This is a genomic window from Pelagibacterium lacus (assembly GCF_003345525.1).
Lineage (GTDB): Bacteria > Pseudomonadota > Alphaproteobacteria > Rhizobiales > Devosiaceae > Pelagibacterium > Pelagibacterium lacus.
This window is the reverse complement of the sequence record NZ_QQNH01000003.1, coordinates 81,996-97,722: the sequence shown is the minus strand read 5'-3', so window position 1 is coordinate 97,722 and position 15,727 is coordinate 81,996. Positions and strand designations below refer to the sequence as shown.

At 65.9% G+C, this 15,727-nt stretch carries 15 protein-coding genes; 5 read left to right on the top strand and 10 right to left on the bottom strand.

Going from position 1 to position 15,727, the window contains the following annotated elements; genetic code table 11:
• Window positions 1–3 precede the first annotated feature (3 nt).
• The gene (locus DVH29_RS03435) at window positions 4–1,011 is read right to left on the bottom strand and encodes a BMP family lipoprotein (RefSeq protein ID WP_114644763.1); all 1,008 of its coding nucleotides are present in this window, start codon (window positions 1,009–1,011) and stop codon (window positions 4–6) included.
• Between the two features lie 170 nt (window positions 1,012–1,181).
• Complete coding sequence (locus tag DVH29_RS16335; RefSeq protein WP_158541543.1) at window positions 1,182–1,652, bottom strand: SRPBCC family protein; 471 nt, start codon at window positions 1,650–1,652, stop codon at window positions 1,182–1,184.
• A gap of 157 nt (window positions 1,653–1,809) precedes the next feature.
• On the opposite strand from DVH29_RS16335, the gene DVH29_RS03425 reads away from it, so the two are divergent.
• The 3 genes from DVH29_RS03425 to DVH29_RS03415 are packed head-to-tail and all read left to right on the top strand — an operon-like array spanning window position 1,810 to window position 5,530.
• Entirely contained in the window at window positions 1,810–3,048 is a 1,239-nt protein-coding gene (locus tag DVH29_RS03425; protein ID WP_245944863.1) for a cell surface protein, read from the top strand.
• Window positions 3,049–3,084: 36 nt separating this feature from the next.
• Window positions 3,085–4,017 carry a DUF6384 family protein gene (locus DVH29_RS03420; RefSeq protein WP_114644760.1) on the top strand — a complete coding sequence of 311 codons (933 nt, stop codon included), beginning with the start codon at window positions 3,085–3,087 and terminating at the stop codon, window positions 4,015–4,017.
• Between the two features lie 31 nt (window positions 4,018–4,048).
• The gene (locus DVH29_RS03415) at window positions 4,049–5,530 is read left to right on the top strand and encodes a coiled-coil domain-containing protein (protein WP_147275995.1); all 1,482 of its coding nucleotides are present in this window, start codon (window positions 4,049–4,051) and stop codon (window positions 5,528–5,530) included.
• A gap of 32 nt (window positions 5,531–5,562) precedes the next feature.
• On the opposite strand, the gene DVH29_RS03410 is transcribed toward DVH29_RS03415, so the two are convergent.
• From DVH29_RS03410 to DVH29_RS03400, 3 genes are read right to left on the bottom strand one after another with little or no spacing between them, the layout of a single operon-like run.
• Window positions 5,563–6,609 (bottom strand): sensor histidine kinase, encoded by a 1,047-nt coding sequence (locus DVH29_RS03410; protein ID WP_114644758.1) that lies wholly within the window; start codon window positions 6,607–6,609, stop codon window positions 5,563–5,565.
• Window positions 6,610–6,613: 4 nt separating this feature from the next.
• Entirely contained in the window at window positions 6,614–7,060 is a 447-nt protein-coding gene (locus DVH29_RS03405) for a response regulator (RefSeq protein WP_114644757.1), read from the bottom strand.
• Window positions 7,061–7,065: 5 nt separating this feature from the next.
• A complete protein-coding gene (locus DVH29_RS03400) occupies window positions 7,066–8,559 on the bottom strand; it encodes a sensor histidine kinase (protein WP_114644756.1) in 1,494 nt (497 codons plus the stop codon).
• 136 nt (window positions 8,560–8,695) lie between these two features.
• On the opposite strand from DVH29_RS03400, the gene DVH29_RS03395 reads away from it, so the two are divergent.
• Both DVH29_RS03395 and DVH29_RS03390 read left to right on the top strand, forming a co-directional pair.
• A complete protein-coding gene (locus DVH29_RS03395; RefSeq protein WP_439331605.1) occupies window positions 8,696–9,421 on the top strand; it encodes a VWA domain-containing protein in 726 nt (241 codons plus the stop codon).
• The gene (locus tag DVH29_RS03390; RefSeq protein WP_114644755.1) at window positions 9,418–10,149 is read left to right on the top strand and encodes a DnaJ domain-containing protein; all 732 of its coding nucleotides are present in this window, start codon (window positions 9,418–9,420) and stop codon (window positions 10,147–10,149) included. The genes DVH29_RS03395 and DVH29_RS03390 overlap by 4 nt, the downstream gene beginning before the upstream one ends.
• Here the strand turns inward: DVH29_RS03390 and DVH29_RS03385 are convergent.
• The 5 genes from DVH29_RS03385 to DVH29_RS03365 all read right to left on the bottom strand — a co-directional run bounded on the left by DVH29_RS03385 (window position 10,143) and on the right by DVH29_RS03365 (window position 15,654).
• Window positions 10,143–10,577, bottom strand: a complete 435-nt coding sequence (locus DVH29_RS03385; protein ID WP_114644754.1) for a GNAT family N-acetyltransferase — start codon at window positions 10,575–10,577, stop codon at window positions 10,143–10,145. The genes DVH29_RS03390 and DVH29_RS03385 overlap by 7 nt on opposite strands.
• Window positions 10,577–12,391 (bottom strand): phosphogluconate dehydratase, encoded by a 1,815-nt coding sequence (edd, locus tag DVH29_RS03380; protein WP_114644753.1) that lies wholly within the window; start codon window positions 12,389–12,391, stop codon window positions 10,577–10,579. The genes DVH29_RS03385 and edd overlap by 1 nt, the downstream gene beginning before the upstream one ends.
• Window positions 12,392–12,439: 48 nt before the next feature.
• On the bottom strand, window positions 12,440–13,138 hold the full coding sequence (gene pgl, locus DVH29_RS03375) for a 6-phosphogluconolactonase (RefSeq protein WP_114644752.1): 699 nt from the start codon (window positions 13,136–13,138) through the stop codon (window positions 12,440–12,442).
• A gap of 131 nt (window positions 13,139–13,269) precedes the next feature.
• On the bottom strand, window positions 13,270–14,751 hold the full coding sequence (gene zwf, locus DVH29_RS03370) for a glucose-6-phosphate dehydrogenase (RefSeq protein ID WP_114644751.1): 1,482 nt from the start codon (window positions 14,749–14,751) through the stop codon (window positions 13,270–13,272).
• 15 nt (window positions 14,752–14,766) lie between these two features.
• A complete protein-coding gene (locus DVH29_RS03365) occupies window positions 14,767–15,654 on the bottom strand; it encodes a glucosamine kinase nucleotide-binding domain-containing protein (RefSeq protein WP_158541542.1) in 888 nt (295 codons plus the stop codon).
• Window positions 15,655–15,727 lie beyond the last annotated feature (73 nt).

The following is a 15,727-nucleotide window of genomic DNA, read 5'->3' as shown; positions in this document are numbered from 1 at the left end:
TGATTAAACCGGGCAGGATTCGTCGGTGCGGTAGTCGTGGACCACGACCTCCCCGGAGATGATCTTGGCGGTGGCGTCGTCCACCGCGGCACGCATCTCGTCGGTGATCAGGCTGGCATTGTTGTCGTCGAACGCCGCGCCGACACCGTCTTCGGCCAGGCCCAGCACCTGGACGTCATTGGTCCATGTGTCGTTGGCGAAGTCCTCGAAGGCGTTGTAGACGGCGACGTCCACGCGCTTGATCATCGAGGTGAGCACGCTGCCCGGGTGCAAATGGTTCTGGTTGGAGTCGACGCCGATGCCCAGCACGCCGGAATCGGCCGCCGCCTGCAGCACGCCCACGCCAGCGCCGCCGGCCGCGTGATAGATGACATCCGCGCCGCGATCGATCTGCGACAGGGCGACTTCCGTGCCGCCGCCGGGATTGTTGAAGGCGTCAAAGCCGGTGCCGATGGCCGTCTCGATGATCTGGACGTCGGGGTCGATGTAGCGGGCGCCCTGCTTGTAGCCGCAGCCGAAGGACTGGAGCAGCGAGAAGTCGAAGGCGGGGATGAAGCCGATGGTCCCGGTTTCGGTCGCCATGGCGGCGAGGACACCGACCAGGAACGAGCCCTCGTGCTCCTTGAAGACCACCGAGCGCACATTGTCGAGATCATCGACCACCGTGTCGATGATCAGGAAGGAGGTGTCGGGGAAATCCGCGGCCACGGAGCGCAGGGCGGTTTCCCAGGAAAAGCCCGGCAGGACGATCGGGTTGTTGCCGCGCGCGGCAAACTGGCGGATGGCCTGCTCGCGCTGCGCGTCGCCGGAAATCTCGAGATCCTGGTAATCCTGGCCGGTATCAGCCTTGAACTGCTCGGCGCCGTTATAGGCGGATTCGTTGAACGAGGCATCGAACTTGCCGCCGCCGTCATAGACCAGCGCCGGGTCGGCCAGCGCCGTGCCGGCCATGAGCGTGGTAAGGGCGATACCGGCGACAACGGCAAAGCCTGCGGTTTTTGTCTTGGACATGGATTGATCCTCTCCCTATTCGCGGGCTGCAGGAAGCGGCACGGCACCGTGCCCGTGCATTCCCACGCGCGCTTGACTGCGATACAATCGTGCAAAACAGGCGGACGCAATAGCCAATTTCGCGTTTTTGACCATTTGGGCAAAATTTGCGCCCTTGCCGGCGCTACAATCTAGCGTCCCGCGCTCGGCAGGGGCGTCACATCGGCCCCCATCGCCGCGCCAAAGCGCTCGAAAAAGCCGTCGATGATCTTCTGGGCCGAGTTTCCGATCACCGCCTTGCCCAGCTTTACGAGCTGCCCCGAGGCGCCGCCGGTCGCGTCGAACACCAGGAGCGTCGCCGCATCGCAATCGGAGAGCGTGATGTCGGCAAAGGCCTGCGCCTTGCCCAGAAGGCCGCCCCGTCCCCTGCCGGTCAGCCGGTAGCGTTGTGCCGGCTCCACGTCGGAAAGGGTCAGATCGCCGGTGAAGGTGGGATGGACGATGCCCAGATTGACCGCCACCTCGATCTCGAGCCCGCCCTCGGCCACCCATTCGATCCGCTTGCAGCCGGGAATGCAGGCCTTGAGGACATCGGCATCGTTGAGCGCCTGCCACACCGCCTCGCGGCCGGCCTCCACCCTGTAGCGTCCACCAAACTCCACGCTGGCTCCTTTTGTATCAACGCCTTCCGTGTATGCGGCTTTTTGGCACCAATGGGAAGAAAAGACGACAGCGCGGGGTCGTGGTCGATTGTCTTCTGCCTTGTCACGCGGAATCATGTCACCAAATGGCCAGAAGATGCAACAGGGACGTGCGCACATGACCACAGAACCAAACCCGGCAGTCGACCCCTCCACCGTGTCCGCCACACCGATCACCAACGCCCAGTTGCTGGACCGGCCGCTGCAATATCTCGACCGCGCCGTCGCCGCGATCAAGGAGCTCGGCATCTGGCCCGAGGGCGAGCCGCAGGAAGCCCCGATCACCGGCCTTTTGTCCCAGATCACCCATCTGGACGACACCAAGGTCATCCTGATCGGCCGCGTCCTGACCCAGGCCAGCGCCTTCAACGAAGTGGTGCGCTCCCAGGTCGCCGCCATGAATGTCGGCGAGCGCTACGAAGACATCACCAAATCCTTCAATTCGATTCGCGACGACGCCAAGTCCATGGTCGATCAGCTCGACGATGGCCGGCTCGATATCTTCGAGCGCGCCTCCAATGTGTGGATGAAGGTATCGCGCGGCGACATCGCCAGCCGCTTCGACAAGATCCGCGACACCTATCTCGACGTCTCCAAGGACACCAAGGACCAGATCGACCGCGAGCACACCATCCTCGAAGCCTATCGCGATTTCCGCGGAGCGCTGAAATCGGCCGAGGTGATGGCGCTCGAAGTGCTCGAGATCGCCCAGGCCCAGCTGGAAGGCCGCAAGACCGAACTCGGCCAGGCCACCGAGGCGCTCAACGCCTTCACCGATGGCACGCCGGCCGACCGGGCCCGGCTGGAAATGGCCCGCGACGAGCGGCTGCGCGATCTTCAGAACGAGGAGCGCCGCTACCAGATCGCCAAGGACCTGTCGGACAACCTCACCATTTCCTATTCCACCTCGGAAGTGATCATGGCGCGTCTGATGCAGACGACCAATGCCAAGGAACGGGTTTATCAGCAGTCGATTTCGTTCTTCTCCACCAATGAGACCGTGCTGACCGCACTCTCGGCCTCGTTCACGGGCCTGTTCGGCCTGCATGAATCCACCGAGACCCTCAACGCCATGAAGGAAGGGATGAGCCAGAGCCTCGAAACCCTCTCCGAGATCGGCGGCAAGGTGCAGGAAGAGGCGCTCAAGGCCGGCTACGGCCCCACCATCCGCGCCGATGCGGTCAAGAAGCTGGTCGACAGCGTGGTCAACTTCCAGGAAAAATCCTACACCATCATCGGCGAGATGCGCGAGCAGGCCACGAAGAACTCGGCGGAGATCCGGGACGCCGTCGAGGATGGCAAGAAGCGGCTGGCCACGCTGGCCGCCGAAGGCAACGCGCTGCTCTCGGCGGGGTAAGACGCGGTTGGAACATATGAGAATTGGGTCGGGCCGATGATGGGGCAAGCCGGCAAGGCGCCTCTCGACGATGTCATGCTGGCCATGGACGTGGTGGACACGCTGCGCCATGAGGACAATCTCGTCGCCCGTGAACTGGGGGCTTCGGACCGCGAAGCCCAGCTGATCGAGCGCCTGCGCAAGATCTATCATGACCAGGGCATCGAGGTGCCCGACCGCATTCTCAAGGAAGGCGTGGCGGCGCTGGCCGAAAGCCGCTTCACCTATGCCCCGCCCCCCGACACCCTGCAGACGCGCCTCGCCAGGCTCTATGTGCGCCGCGGCCAATGGGGTCGGCCGGTGCTGCTGGGACTGTTGGCCATCGCCCTCGTGCTCGGCGGCTATTTCCTCGTCTACCGGCCGTTCCAGGCCAGCCAGGTCGAGGCGGGACGCATCGAACTGGCCGAGACCCTGCCGGCCCGGATGGATGCGCTCTACACCCAGGTCTATAACGAGGCCAAGGTGCAATCGGCCATCGAGCAGGCCGAGGGCTGGGTCGAGCGCGGCAAGGCCGCCGCCGAGCGGGGCGACCGCCCGGCCGCCCTCTCGGCCATTGGTGAGCTCGAAACCCTGCGCGACCGCCTGCTGGCCGAATACTCCATCCGCATCGTCAACCGGGCCGGGGAATCCACCGGCATCTGGCGCTTCCCCGAGGACAATACCGACGCCACCAACTATTATCTGGTGGTCGAGGCCATCGGACCGGACGGCGATCTCGTCACCCTGCCGATCGAGAGCGAGGAGACCGGCCAGACCGAGACCGTCACCAGTTGGGCGATCCGCGTCCCCGAGGTCACCTATGAATCGGTGCGGGTCGACCGGCAGGATGACGGCATCATCCAGCGCAATATTCTGGGCATCAAGCAATATGGTTTCCTCGATACCGATTTCGCGATGCCCGTGCTCGATGGAGCGATAACCCAGTGGTGAGGCGGCTATGAGCGTCAGCGGTCCGAAAGCCATGCGCGCACTGGATGATGCGCTGCGCGACATCAGGCGCGAGGAAGACGACATCACCCGGCGCATCGCGCGCACCAATGAGCGGATCGGCAAGCTGCGCGAGACGGAGCTGACCCATTTGCGCGATCTGGCGCGCATCCGGCTCGATCCGGAGACCCAGGCGCAATTGTCGGGCACGCTCAGCCGCGCCGAGGAGCAGGCCCGTACCATGCTCAAATCGCATGCGGCGGCCATGGCCGAAAACGAAAAGGCGCTGGCCGAGAAGGAAGCCACCCTCACCCGCCTGTCGCGGGAACGCGAGGAGCGGCTGGCCGAGGCCGGATCGGCCCAGGCGCAGATCGACGCGCTGGCCGAAGCGGTCGAGGCCGGACTGGGCGCCGATGCCGAGTTCCGGGCGCTCACCACGTCCTTTGCCGAAAGCGAGACGATTGCCATCGAGGCCGACCGCAAGGCCGACAAGGCGGAAGCCGATCGGGAGGAAAAAGGGCGCCCCTATCGCGAGGACCCGCTGTTCCTCTATCTGTGGGAGCGTGGCTATGCCACCCCCGACTACAAGGCCGGCAATATCACGCGGCTTCTCGACAATTGGGTGGCCCGGCTGGTCGACTTCCACAAGGCGCGGCCCAATTACGCCATGCTCAACGCCATTCCCGAAAGGCTGCGCGAGCATGCCGACCGGGTCGAGGCCGATGTGGTGGCGATCGAAACCGCCATGGCCGATCGGCGCCGCGCCGCCCTAGACCAGGCCGGCGGCAAGCCGGCCCGCGAGACGCTGGAGGCCGCCAGCGCGCGGCTGACGGCGATCGACGCGGAAATCCTCGCGATCGAGGACGAGCGGGACACGCTGACCGCCGAGCAGAAGCGCCTGGCCGACGGCACCGACCCCGCGTTCGGCGAAGCGGTCGAGGTGCTGTCCGGAGCCATCCGGGATACCGATGTGGAGCGGCTGATTGCCGACGCCCGCGCCACGCGCACGCCGGAGGATGACGCGATCGTCGCCAGGCTGCAGGATTCCCGCCGCCGCATGGCCGAGGAGCAGAGCGAGCTCGAGGAAGAACGCACCCGCCTCAAGACCCTGGAAAGCCGCCGGCGCGAGCTCGAGGACATCGAATTCGAGTTCAAACGCTCGCGCTATGACGATCCGCGCTCGCGCTTCGGCGACGAGAAACTGGTGGGCGATTTCCTCACCGATTTCCTCAAGGGCGGGATGACCGCCGCCACCTATTGGGACAAATGGCACCAGTCCCAGGACTGGTCCGGCACCTCCGGCCCCATCGTGCCCAGCAGCCGGCCTTCCGCGTCGCGCAAATCCGGTGGCGGGTTCACCCTGCCGCCGGGCGGGTTTTCCCCGCGCCCGTCATCGGGGGGCGGCCGAGGCGGATTTTCCCGGCCGCGCAGCGGCGGCTTCGGCGGCAAGGGGTTCAAGACCGGCGGGGGCTTCGGCGGCAAGGGCGGCGGCTTCAAGACCGGCGGCGGGTTCTAGGAGACCTGCTGTTCTGCGGTCCACCGCGCCGCTCAGTGGATTTCGATATCGAGCTGCAGCCGGGCCCGGGTTCCGCGCGCCACCGTGTCATAGGCGAGGGTGGCCCCCAACCCGGTGGCGGTGGCGGCGATGACCCGCGTACCGATGCCGGTCCCCTGAATATGGCCCTCTCCATTCCAGCCGATCCCATCATCCTCGACGATGATCTCGATCTGGGCCGGACCGGTGCGGCTGGCCAGCACGCGGATTTCGCCCACCGTCCTGTCGCGATAAGCGTATTTGGCCGCGTTGGTCACCAGTTCGTTGACGATCACCCCGACCGAGACGGCCTTGTCGGTGGGCAGGCGCAAGGGTTCGGCCCGCAGCTTGATATCGGCCACGGCGCCATCGAGGCTCATCGACGCCTGGATATCGCTGGCGAGATTGCTCAGATAGGCGTCGATCTCGACGAAACGGACGTCATCGGTGGTGTAGAGCCGCTTGTGGATGCCGGCGATGGCCGAAATCCGTCCCTGGGTCTCGGCCAGCGCGTCCTTGGCGGCGGGATCGCTGACCGCCGAGGCCTGCATCCGCACCAGCGCCGCCACCAGCGCCAGGGAGTTGGCGACCCGGTGGTTGACCTCGGCCAGCGCCAGCTCGGCCCGCTCCTTGGCGGCGCGCAATTCGCGCTCGGCCTGTTCGCGCGCCTTGTGCAGCCGCGAGGTCTGGATGGCCTGCTCGACGGCGCTGTTGAGCAGTTCGAGGAAATCCTCGCCCACGGTCTTGAGCACGTAGTCCGAAGCCCCGGCCTTGAGCGCCGCCACCGCCACCGATGCTTCGGTCGAGCCGGTGACGTAGACGATGGGGGGCGCGTCGGGCCGGGCCGAGACCTGTTCGAGCATGGCCAGCCCCGTCCGGTCGCCGAGATAGTGATCGAGGACCAGGACGTCGATGTCGCCGTCCTCCAGGCGCCTGTATCCCGCATCGGCGTCGGTCACATGGACGATATCGCGTCCCCGGCGTCCCAGCACCTTCTGGACGAGGCGCCCCAGCGCGGGATCATCATCGACATAGAGGATCTTGGCGGGGTTTTCGGGCATTTGCCTATGCGGTCTCCGGAACCTGCATGACGGAAAAGAACAGGCCAAGCTGCCGGATGGCATTGGCAAAGCCATCATAGTCGACGGGCTTGGTGATGTAGACATTGGCCCCGAGATCGTAGCAGCGCTGGATCTCGCGCTCGTCGTCGGTGGTGGTCAGCACCACGACGGGGGTACGCTTGGTGTGCTGGTTGGCCTTGACCTTTTCGAGGATGGCGACGCCGGTGGTGTCGGGCAGGTTGAGGTCGAGCAGGATCAGCAAGTGGCGATGGGCGCTCACCTCCCCGCTTCCATCCTCGCCGAACAGATAGGTCAGCGCGCCATTGCCGCTGGTGAAGGGGATGATCTCGTTGTTGACGCCGGCGCGCCGGATGTTCTTTTCGATGAGGCGCGCATGGCCCTCATCGTCTTCGACCATGATGATGGTGACGGGCCTGGGATCGATTGCCATGGATGTTAAGCCTTGTGCCTTGCGATGACCCGCAGATCGGGTGCGATCGTCACGATGAACGTGGTCCCATGATCGGGATTTGACTGCAATGTAATATCTCCGCCCAGGTTGCGCGCCATGATGCGCACATGCGCAAGCCCGATGCCCTCGCCGGGGACGTCCGGATTGCCCGAGCGCCGGAAGAGTTCGAACACCCGGTCGTGGTCCTCGCCGGGAATGCCCCGGCCATTGTCGCGGATGGAAATGACGATGCGTCCATTGCTCTCCTGCCGTCCGTCAACGTCGATATGGATCGGGCGGTCCGGGTGCCGGTATTTTATCGCGTTGTCGAGAATATTTCCCAAAATCTGCTCCAGCGCCAGCCGGTCGGTGAAAATGGGCGGGGCGGGCAGGTCGATCCTCGCCTCGCCCCCGGATTCGTCGATCTGGTGATGCACGGCGGCGACGGCGGATTCGACCAGGGCCTGCAGGTCGATGCGCTCGGCCTTGAGCTCGCGCCGCCCCTCGCGAGAAATCTTGAGAATGGCGTTGATCAGCCCGTCCATCTTGCGGGTCGAGGAGCGGATGAAGCCGATGGCCTCGGGCAGGTCCTCGGTGGCCGTCTGGCGCGCGGCCACCACGATGGGGTCGTCGCTGTCCTCGGGATATTGATCGACCAGCGCGTTGACCGGGTCGAGAGCGGCATCGAGCTCGGAGGTAAAACCCATGATGTTGACCAGTGGCGCGCGCAGGTCGTGGGTCACGATATAGGCGAAGCGCTGCACCTCCTCATTGGCCCGCATTAGGTCGACGGTACGCTCGGCGACCCGATCCTCCAGGTCGCGGTTGAGGATTTCGACCGCATCGGTGGCCATGTCGAGCTCGCGCGTATAGCGCAGGACGAGAAGCACCGCCCCGCCGATCACCGCGATGATGACCAGGGCCCCGATCAGCGCCACGACGCGCAGCGCCGTGGCCGCGCCGCGCTGTTCGACCACGCCGTCATAAATCCGCATGTCGCCGACATCGATCACCGTGTCGAGCATGGAGCGAATCCGTCCCATGGTCGTTTCACCCGCATCGGTGCGCACGATGTCGATGGCGGCGGCGACATTGCCCTGTCGGGCCAGCGCGATGGTCTCGGCCAGTTCGGTCAGCTTGGCGTCGATATCGGCGCGCAGGCCGCGGACCGATTGTTCGGTCTGCGGATAGGGCGCCAGTACGCCCTCGACGCGCTCATAGGCGGCATCGATCGCGCCGATGGCCGCGCCATAGGGTTCGAGATAGGCTTCGTCCAGGGTCAGCAGATAGCCGCGCTGGCCCGATTGGGCGTCCTGGAGCAGGTTACGCAGGTCGACGGCCGCCTGCCGCGTCTCGCGGGCTTCGACCACGGCCTCGAAATGGCCCTGGGTGCGCTCGACCAGCCAGATGGCGGTTCCGACAATGCCGACAAGGGCGATCAGCCCCACAATGATCAGCGCAAGACTGGTCCGGGCGAAGCCCTTAGACGAAATCGGCATGTATGGTTTTGAGCCCGGCTGTCGGTCTGGATACGTTCTCTTGTGCCGTAAATTTGACTAGGGCACAAGTTGCCACGCGGCCTCTGCTTGCACACATTCGGGACCTCTCCCATATTTGCAGGACAAAGGAGACATTTTGGCCACCAAACAGCCCACAACCAAGCCTACCACCCCGCCGCAAACCGAACAGTCGAGCGGCGCCGTCGCCGATTTCGTCGCCAGGGTCAACGCGATGACGCACGCGCGCGCCCATGAACCGACCGGCAAGCGGGGCCGGCTCCTGTTCGCCATGGACGCCACCATGAGCCGCCAGCCCACATGGGACCTGGCCTGCCAGCTGCAGGGCGAAATGTTCGAGACCGTGGCCCGCACGGGGGGACTTGACGTACAATTGATCTATTTCCGCGGCTTCGGCGAATGCCAGGCCTCCAAATGGGTTTCCGACGCGCGCGCTCTCGCCGATTTGATGAGCGGGATCGATTGCCGGGGCGGGCACACCCAGATCTCCAAGGTGCTGTCCCATGCCCGCGCCGAGCACAACAAGGAGCCCGTCAACGCGGTGGTCTATGTGGGCGACGCCATGGAGGAAGATATCGACCGGCTGGCCCAGAAGGCGGGCGAGCTCGGCCTTCTGGGCTGTCCCATGTTCCTCTTCCAGGAAGGCCATGACGTGGTGGCGGAGCGCGCCTTCAAGGAATTTGCCCGCCTGACCAAGGGCGCCTATGCCCGGTTCAATGCCGGGGCGGCCGCCGAGCTGGCGGCTCTCCTGCGGGCCGTCGCCGCCTTTGCCAGCGGCGGGCGCTCGGCCCTGAGGCTGCAAAAGAGCGGGCCGGCACGGCTGTTGCTCGAACAGCTGCGATGATCTGGTGGCTGGCTGCCGGGGCGGCAGCGGGGTTCGGCCTCTATCTCCTCGCGCTCTTTATGTCCGGCGAGATCCGCAAGCTGGTGCGCATGCTGCGCTGGGTGGTGGGCGGCGGCATGGTGGCCGGCGCGCTGTTTCTCGCCCTGCGCGGGCAGATGATGCTGGCCAGCCTTCTGGGCGCCGGCGGCTTGGGCGTGCTGATGCGGGCCCGGCTCGGGCCGATCGATTTCGGCGCCGGCATGTCCAGCCCCCACAATAGTTCCACCGTGCGGTCGCGCTTTTTCGCCATGCGGCTCGAACATGAGACCGGACAGGTGGAGGGCGGGGTCCTGGCCGGCCGCTTCAAGGGCCGCGACCTGGCCGAATTGTCGGCCGAGGAGTGTTGGGAACTCTATAACGAGGTCGCCGAGGACCCCGATTCCCTCGCGCTCTATCGCAGCTGGCTCGACGTCAACCGCGCGGGCTGGCAGGACTATTTCACCGCCCAGTTCGGCATGGAGGCGGAAGACGACGAGCCGTCGCAGCAATCGGGCGGCGCGGCGGTCGGTTCGGTCGCCGAGGCCTATGAGGTGCTCGGCCTCAAGCCCGGGGCCTCCCGCGAGGCCATCCGCGCCGCGCATCGGGCCCTGATGAAGAAGGTGCATCCCGATGCCGGGGGTTCGGCCTTCCTCGCTGCCCGCATCAACCAGGCCAAGGACCTGCTGCTGCGCCAGGCCGGCGGTCAGTAATTTTTCATCCGCACATGGGCAATGCCGGCGTCGAGGAATTCCTCCCCATAGGCGACAAAGCCGAGCCGGGCATAAAATTGCGTCTTGTCCGCCTGGCTTTCGAGATAGCAGCGGCTTTCCCCCTTCTCGCGCGCCGTCGCGACCGCGAAGGCGATCAGCCTGGCGCCGAAGCCGCGCCCACGCGCCGTGCGGGCGATCGCCACCCGGCCGATCTTGGCATGGTCGGGCTTGAGCACCACCCGCGCCACGGCCACCACCGCCCCTTCGGCGATGCCCACCAGATGGGTGGCGATCATGTCGTCGGCGTCATGCTCGAGTTCGGGCGGCACGTTCTGCTCGAGGATGAACACCTCGCGCCGCAGCGCAAAGCCCAGATTGGCCAGCGGCGAGAAGGCCGGCACCTCCAGAAGGGTCAGCGCCGGCAGCATCAGGCAAAGACGCTCGCGCCGCGATCGGCGGCGCCGACCAGCTGGCGGAACCCGGCGAACAGCTCGCGGCCCATGCCGAAATGCTCCCCTTCGAGGTTTTCCGTGGCCGGCGTGCGGGCGAGGAACGCCACCTCGTCGCCGAGATAGTGCAGGGTTCCCGCCTCGGCATCAAGCCGCAGCATGTCACCTTCGCGTATCTTGGCGATCGGCCCGCCATCGGCCGCTTCGGGAGTGAGGTGGATGGCGGCCGGCACCTTGCCCGAGGCCCCCGACATGCGCCCATCGGTCAGCAGCGCCACCTTGAGGCCGCGATCCTGCAGGATGCCCAGCGTCGGGGTGAGCTTATGCAGTTCGGGCATGCCCACGGCCTTGGGACCCTGGAAGCGGATGACGGCGATGAAGTCCGAGGTCAATTCCCCCGCCCTGAAGGCGTCCTGCAGGCCCTGCTGGGTGTGGAACACCCGGGCCGGGGCCTCGATCACCCGGTTCTCCGGCTTGACGGCGGAGACCTTGATCACCGACTTGCCCAGATTGCCCGAGAGGAGCTTCAGGCCGCCGGTGCGCGCGAAGGGCTCGGCGGCCCGGGCCAGCACCTTGGGATTGCCGCTTTCGGCCGGGGCGGGCTCGAAGGTCAGCTCCCCGTCGATATAGCGCGGTTCGCGGGTATAGGCGTCGAGCCCCTTGCCCCAGACGGTGGTGACGTCGTCATGGAGATAGCCGGCATCGCGCAGCTCGCGGATGAGGAAACCCATGCCGCCCGCCGCGTGGAAATGGTTCACATCGGCCAGCCCATTGGGATAGACCCGGGCCAAAAGCGGGACCACCTCGGACAGGGCCGACATATCGTCCCAGGTGATCTTGAGCCCCGCCGCATTGGCCATGGCGACCAGGTGCAGGGTGTGATTGGTCGATCCGCCAGTGGCCAGCAGTCCCACAAGGCCGTTGACGATCGACTTCTCGTCGATGACGTGGCCGGCCGGGGTATATTCATTGCCTTGGGCGGTGATCGCCAGCGCCCGCTTGGTCGCCGCCCGCGTCAGCGCGTCGCGCAAGGGCGTGCCGGGATTGACGAAGCTCGCCCCGGGCAGGTGCAGGCCCATGATCTCCATGAGCATCTGGTTGGAATTGGCGGTGCCGTAGAAGGTGCAGGTGCCGGGACCGTGATAGGATTTGCTCTCCGCTTCGAGCAGTTCGGCGCGGCCCACCTTGCCTTCCATAAAGAGCTGGCGCACCCGCGCCTTTTCGTCATTGGGCAGGCCCGTAGTCATCGGCCCGGCGGGAATGAACACCGCCGGCAGATGCCCGAAGGACAGCGCCGCGATGACGAGGCCGGGGACGATCTTGTCGCAAATGCCCAGGAACACGGCGGCGTCGAACATGTTGTGGCTCAGCCCCACCGCCGCGGCCATGGCGATGACGTCGCGGGAAAACAGCGACAGGTCCATCCCCATCTGGCCCTGTGTGACCCCGTCGCACATGGCAGGCACGCCGCCGGCCACCTGCGCCACTCCGCCCGCCTCATGGGCCGCGGCGCGAATCAGGTTGGGATAGGTCTCATAGGGCTGATGCGCCGAGAGCATGTCGTTATAGGCGGTGATGATGCCCAGGTTGAGCGCGGTCTCCCCGGCGAGGCTCGCCTTGTCGGCCGGTCCGCAGGCGGCAAAGCCATGGGCGAGGTTGCCGCAGGACAGCGCGGCGCGATGCACGCCGCGGGCGCGGGCCTTGTCCAGCCGGTCGAGATAGTCGCGGCGCGAACGCTCCGAACGCGCCGCGATGCGGTCGGTGACATCCTTGATGGCAGTTTTGACGGTCATGGTCGCCTCCTGAGCGAGGAATTTGGAGGACAGGTTGAAAGAAAAATCCTAGGGGCACCAATAGAGCGAGACCGGGACGTGGCCCTGCGACAACACGGCCCGCACCGGCATGTCGGCGACCGGGCCGGTCTCGAGCGCCTTGTCGAGGGTCCGGGCCTTCTCGTCGCCTTCGATATGGAGATAGAGGGCGCGAGTGTCGAGGACGCGGGGCAGGGTCAGGGTCACGCGAGGCTCGCCAGCCCCGGGCGCGCGGATGGCGAGGGCCGGGCCGTCATCGCCCAGCGCCGCCTCCAGCGTGTCGCCGCCGGGAAAGAACGAGGCCGTGTGCCCGTCATTGCCCATGCCCAGGATCACCACGTCGAAGGGGCGGGGCAGCTCGGCGAGCCGTGCATTGGTGCGCGCGATGGCCTCGGCGTCGGGCGTCTCCCCGCCGGCATAGAGGGGCACGAATTGCGCCACGGCGGCCGGCCCGGCGAGGAGGTGGTCCTTGACCAGCGCCGCATTGGAGCGGTCCGAGCTTTCGTCGACCCAGCGTTCGTCGACAAGGGTGATGATAACGTTCTCCCAATCCACGTCGTCGCGCGCCGCCAGCACCTCGAAGAACCTCTTGGGGGTGGAGCCGCCCGAAACGGCGAGCACGGCGCGGCCGCGTTCATCGAGGCCGGCATTGAGGGCATCCAGCACCGCATCGGCCAGCGCCTCGGCCAGCTTGTCCTTGTTGGAAAACACGTTGCGCTCGACAGTCATCTTGAAAAATCTCCACTCACCGACCCACAGCCCCAAGCCGGTCCGTCAGGGGCCTGCTGGGTGCGTCGGGGTCCTTATTCCTATCACCTTCCCCCTGTAGGGAAGGTGGGGTTGATGTCGCAGGCCCGGGCTCAGTAATCGCCTTCGTGCCAGGTGCGCCCGTCGCGCTCGATAAGCGCCACCGAGCCGGTCGGGCCCCAGGTGCCGGCGGTATAGGCCTGCGGGGCGTCCGACCCGCTCTCCCAGGCGGCGCGGATCGGATCGATCCAGCGCCAGGCGGCCTCGAGCTCGTCGCGGCGCATGAACAGGGTCTGATTGCCGCGGATGACGTCGAGCAGCAGGCGCTCATAGGCCTCCGGCGTCCGCTCGTGAAACGTCTCGGCGAAGGAGAGGTTCAGCGGCACCTCGCGCAGGCGCATGCCGCCCGGCCCGGGGTCCTTGATCATCAGGAACAGCTTCACCCCTTCGTCGGGCTGCAGGCGGATCACCAGCTTGTTGGCGCGGGGGGCGCCTTCCGCGTGGTCGAAGATCGAATGGGGAATGGCCCGGAACTGGATGACGATTTCCGAGACGCGGCTGGCCAGCCGCTTGCCGGTGCGCAGGTAGAAGGGCACCCCCGACCAGCGCCAGTTCTCCACCTCGGCCTTGATGGCGACGAAGGTCTCGGTCCGCGAGCCCTTCTTGTCTTCCGGCAATTCGTCCTGATAGCCGGCCACCGAACCACCATTGACGGCGCCGCCCTTGTATTGCCCCCGCACCGTGCATCGGGCCACCGCATCGCCGGTGATCGGTCGCAGCGAGCGCAGCACCTTGAGCTTTTCGTCGCGCAGGGCGTTGGCGTCGTCCGACGCGGGAGGCTCCATGGCGACGAGGCACAAAAGCTGCATCAGATGGTTCTGCACCATGTCGCGCAGCGCGCCCGATTCATCGTAATAGCCGCGCGTTCCCGCCCCCACGTCCTCGGCGACGGTGATCTGCACATGGTCGATATGGGCCGCGTCCCAGATGGGCTCGAAAAGGATATTGCCGAAGCGCAGCGCCAGAAGGTTCTGCACCGTTTCCTTGCCGAGATAATGATCGATGCGATAGACCTGATCTTCCGCGAACACCTCGGAGATGGCGTCGTTGATCTCCATCGAGGATTCGAGGTCGTGGCCCAGCGGCTTTTCCACCACGACCCGCGCATCGCGGCGCCAATAGCCCTTGTGGTCGAGATAGTCGCAGATCGGGCCGAACAGCGACGGGGCCACCGCCAGATAGAAGGCGCGCACGATGTCGGGATCGGTGCGCAGGGCGTGGTCGAGATCGGCCCAGCCTTCCTTTTTGGTCACGTCGCTCGCGACATAGGAAAAGCAGGCCACGAACTTTTCGATTCTGTCCTTGTCCTGATATTCGGGCCTGACGAATTCGGTCACCGCCTCGCGGGCCAGCTTCTGGAAGTCCGCATCGCTCATCGCGGTGCGCGACACGCCGATGACGCGCGAGCGCGCGTCGAACTGGCCATCGGCGAAGCGATGATAGAGCGCCGGAATCAGCTTGCGCCGGGTGAGGTCGCCGGTGGCGCCGAACACCACATAGTCGAAGGGCTGGACCGGGATGATGCGTGCGGACAAGGACGGGCCTCCGTCTTAGAGAATCTGGTCTAGGGTTGCGTTCTGCCGGGCAAGGATCACCGCGCCGTCGAGGGGTTCGCCGCGCGGCAGCGTCACATAGCCGCCATAGCGGATTTCGAGCAGCGGCATCAGCCTTTGGCCGAAGCCCCCGACCACGGCCAGCCGTTCGGCGCCGCGGGATTTGAAATAGGACACATAGCGGTCAACATGGTCCAACTCGCGCTCCATCAAGTCGAGCGCCACCGGGTCGCCCATCTCGAAATGTTCCATGAACAGCGGCATCAGCGCCCCATAATCGGCCGGCTGGCGCTTATCGAAGCTCCAGGCCATCACCGCATCGAGATCCCCGCCCAACTGGGCGATCACCGCGCGGGTGAGCGGGGAGGTTTCGGCCAGCCCGTCCTCGGCCTCGACCGCCTGGCGCACGAGGTCGCGCCCCAGAATGGCCCCCGACATCTGGTCGCCGATATGGAAGCCCCAGCCACCGACCTGAAAGCGCTGTCCCTTGACTAGCGCCAGGCCCGCCGACCCGGTGCCCACGATGATCACCGCCCCGTCCTCGCCCGCATGGGCGCCGGCGCGGGCGATATCGATATCGTCATGGACAGTGACGCGGGCGAAGGGCCAGGGCCGCGCCGCAAAGGCGTCGCGCGCCGAAGGCAGCCGGCCGCCCGCCATGCCGAAACAGGCCTCGGTCCGGGCGGTCTCGGCGTAATCGAGCCCGGCCATGGCAAAGACCTGCCGCGTCCCTTCCTGGATCGAGGCATAGGCGGGATCGCCGCCTTCGAGCTGGAGATTGGACCGCCCGCCCCTTGCCTCGGCCAGGGTCATGAGAGTGGCATCGGCCAGCCGAATCCGGCAATTGGTGCCACCCCCGTCCACGCCGAGAAAATATTTGGCCACGATCGCGAAAACTCCGGATTGGTCTGGCGCCGCCTATGGCACAGCGGCATAGGACGAAAGTATAATGAGGTCA

What these genes read in the sequence shown, in the direction of transcription:
- DVH29_RS03435 (WP_114644763.1), bottom strand. Translation starts at nt 1,011, where the DNA reads ATGTCCAAGACAAAAACCGCAGGCTTTGCCGTTGTCGCCGGTATCGCC.
- DVH29_RS03425 (WP_245944863.1), top strand. Translation starts at nt 1,810, where the DNA reads ATGACCACAGAACCAAACCCGGCAGTCGACCCCTCCACCGTGTCCGCC.
- DVH29_RS03420 (WP_114644760.1), top strand. Translation starts at nt 3,085, where the DNA reads ATGATGGGGCAAGCCGGCAAGGCGCCTCTCGACGATGTCATGCTGGCC.
- DVH29_RS03415 (WP_147275995.1), top strand. Translation starts at nt 4,049, where the DNA reads ATGCGCGCACTGGATGATGCGCTGCGCGACATCAGGCGCGAGGAAGAC.
- DVH29_RS03410 (WP_114644758.1), bottom strand. Translation starts at nt 6,609, where the DNA reads ATGCCCGAAAACCCCGCCAAGATCCTCTATGTCGATGATGATCCCGCG.
- DVH29_RS03405 (WP_114644757.1), bottom strand. Translation starts at nt 7,060, where the DNA reads ATGGCAATCGATCCCAGGCCCGTCACCATCATCATGGTCGAAGACGAT.
- DVH29_RS03400 (WP_114644756.1), bottom strand. Translation starts at nt 8,559, where the DNA reads ATGCCGATTTCGTCTAAGGGCTTCGCCCGGACCAGTCTTGCGCTGATC.
- DVH29_RS03390 (WP_114644755.1), top strand. Translation starts at nt 9,418, where the DNA reads ATGATCTGGTGGCTGGCTGCCGGGGCGGCAGCGGGGTTCGGCCTCTAT.
- DVH29_RS03385 (WP_114644754.1), bottom strand. Translation starts at nt 10,577, where the DNA reads ATGCTGCCGGCGCTGACCCTTCTGGAGGTGCCGGCCTTCTCGCCGCTG.
- edd (WP_114644753.1), bottom strand. Translation starts at nt 12,391, where the DNA reads ATGACCGTCAAAACTGCCATCAAGGATGTCACCGACCGCATCGCGGCG.
- pgl (WP_114644752.1), bottom strand. Translation starts at nt 13,138, where the DNA reads ATGACTGTCGAGCGCAACGTGTTTTCCAACAAGGACAAGCTGGCCGAG.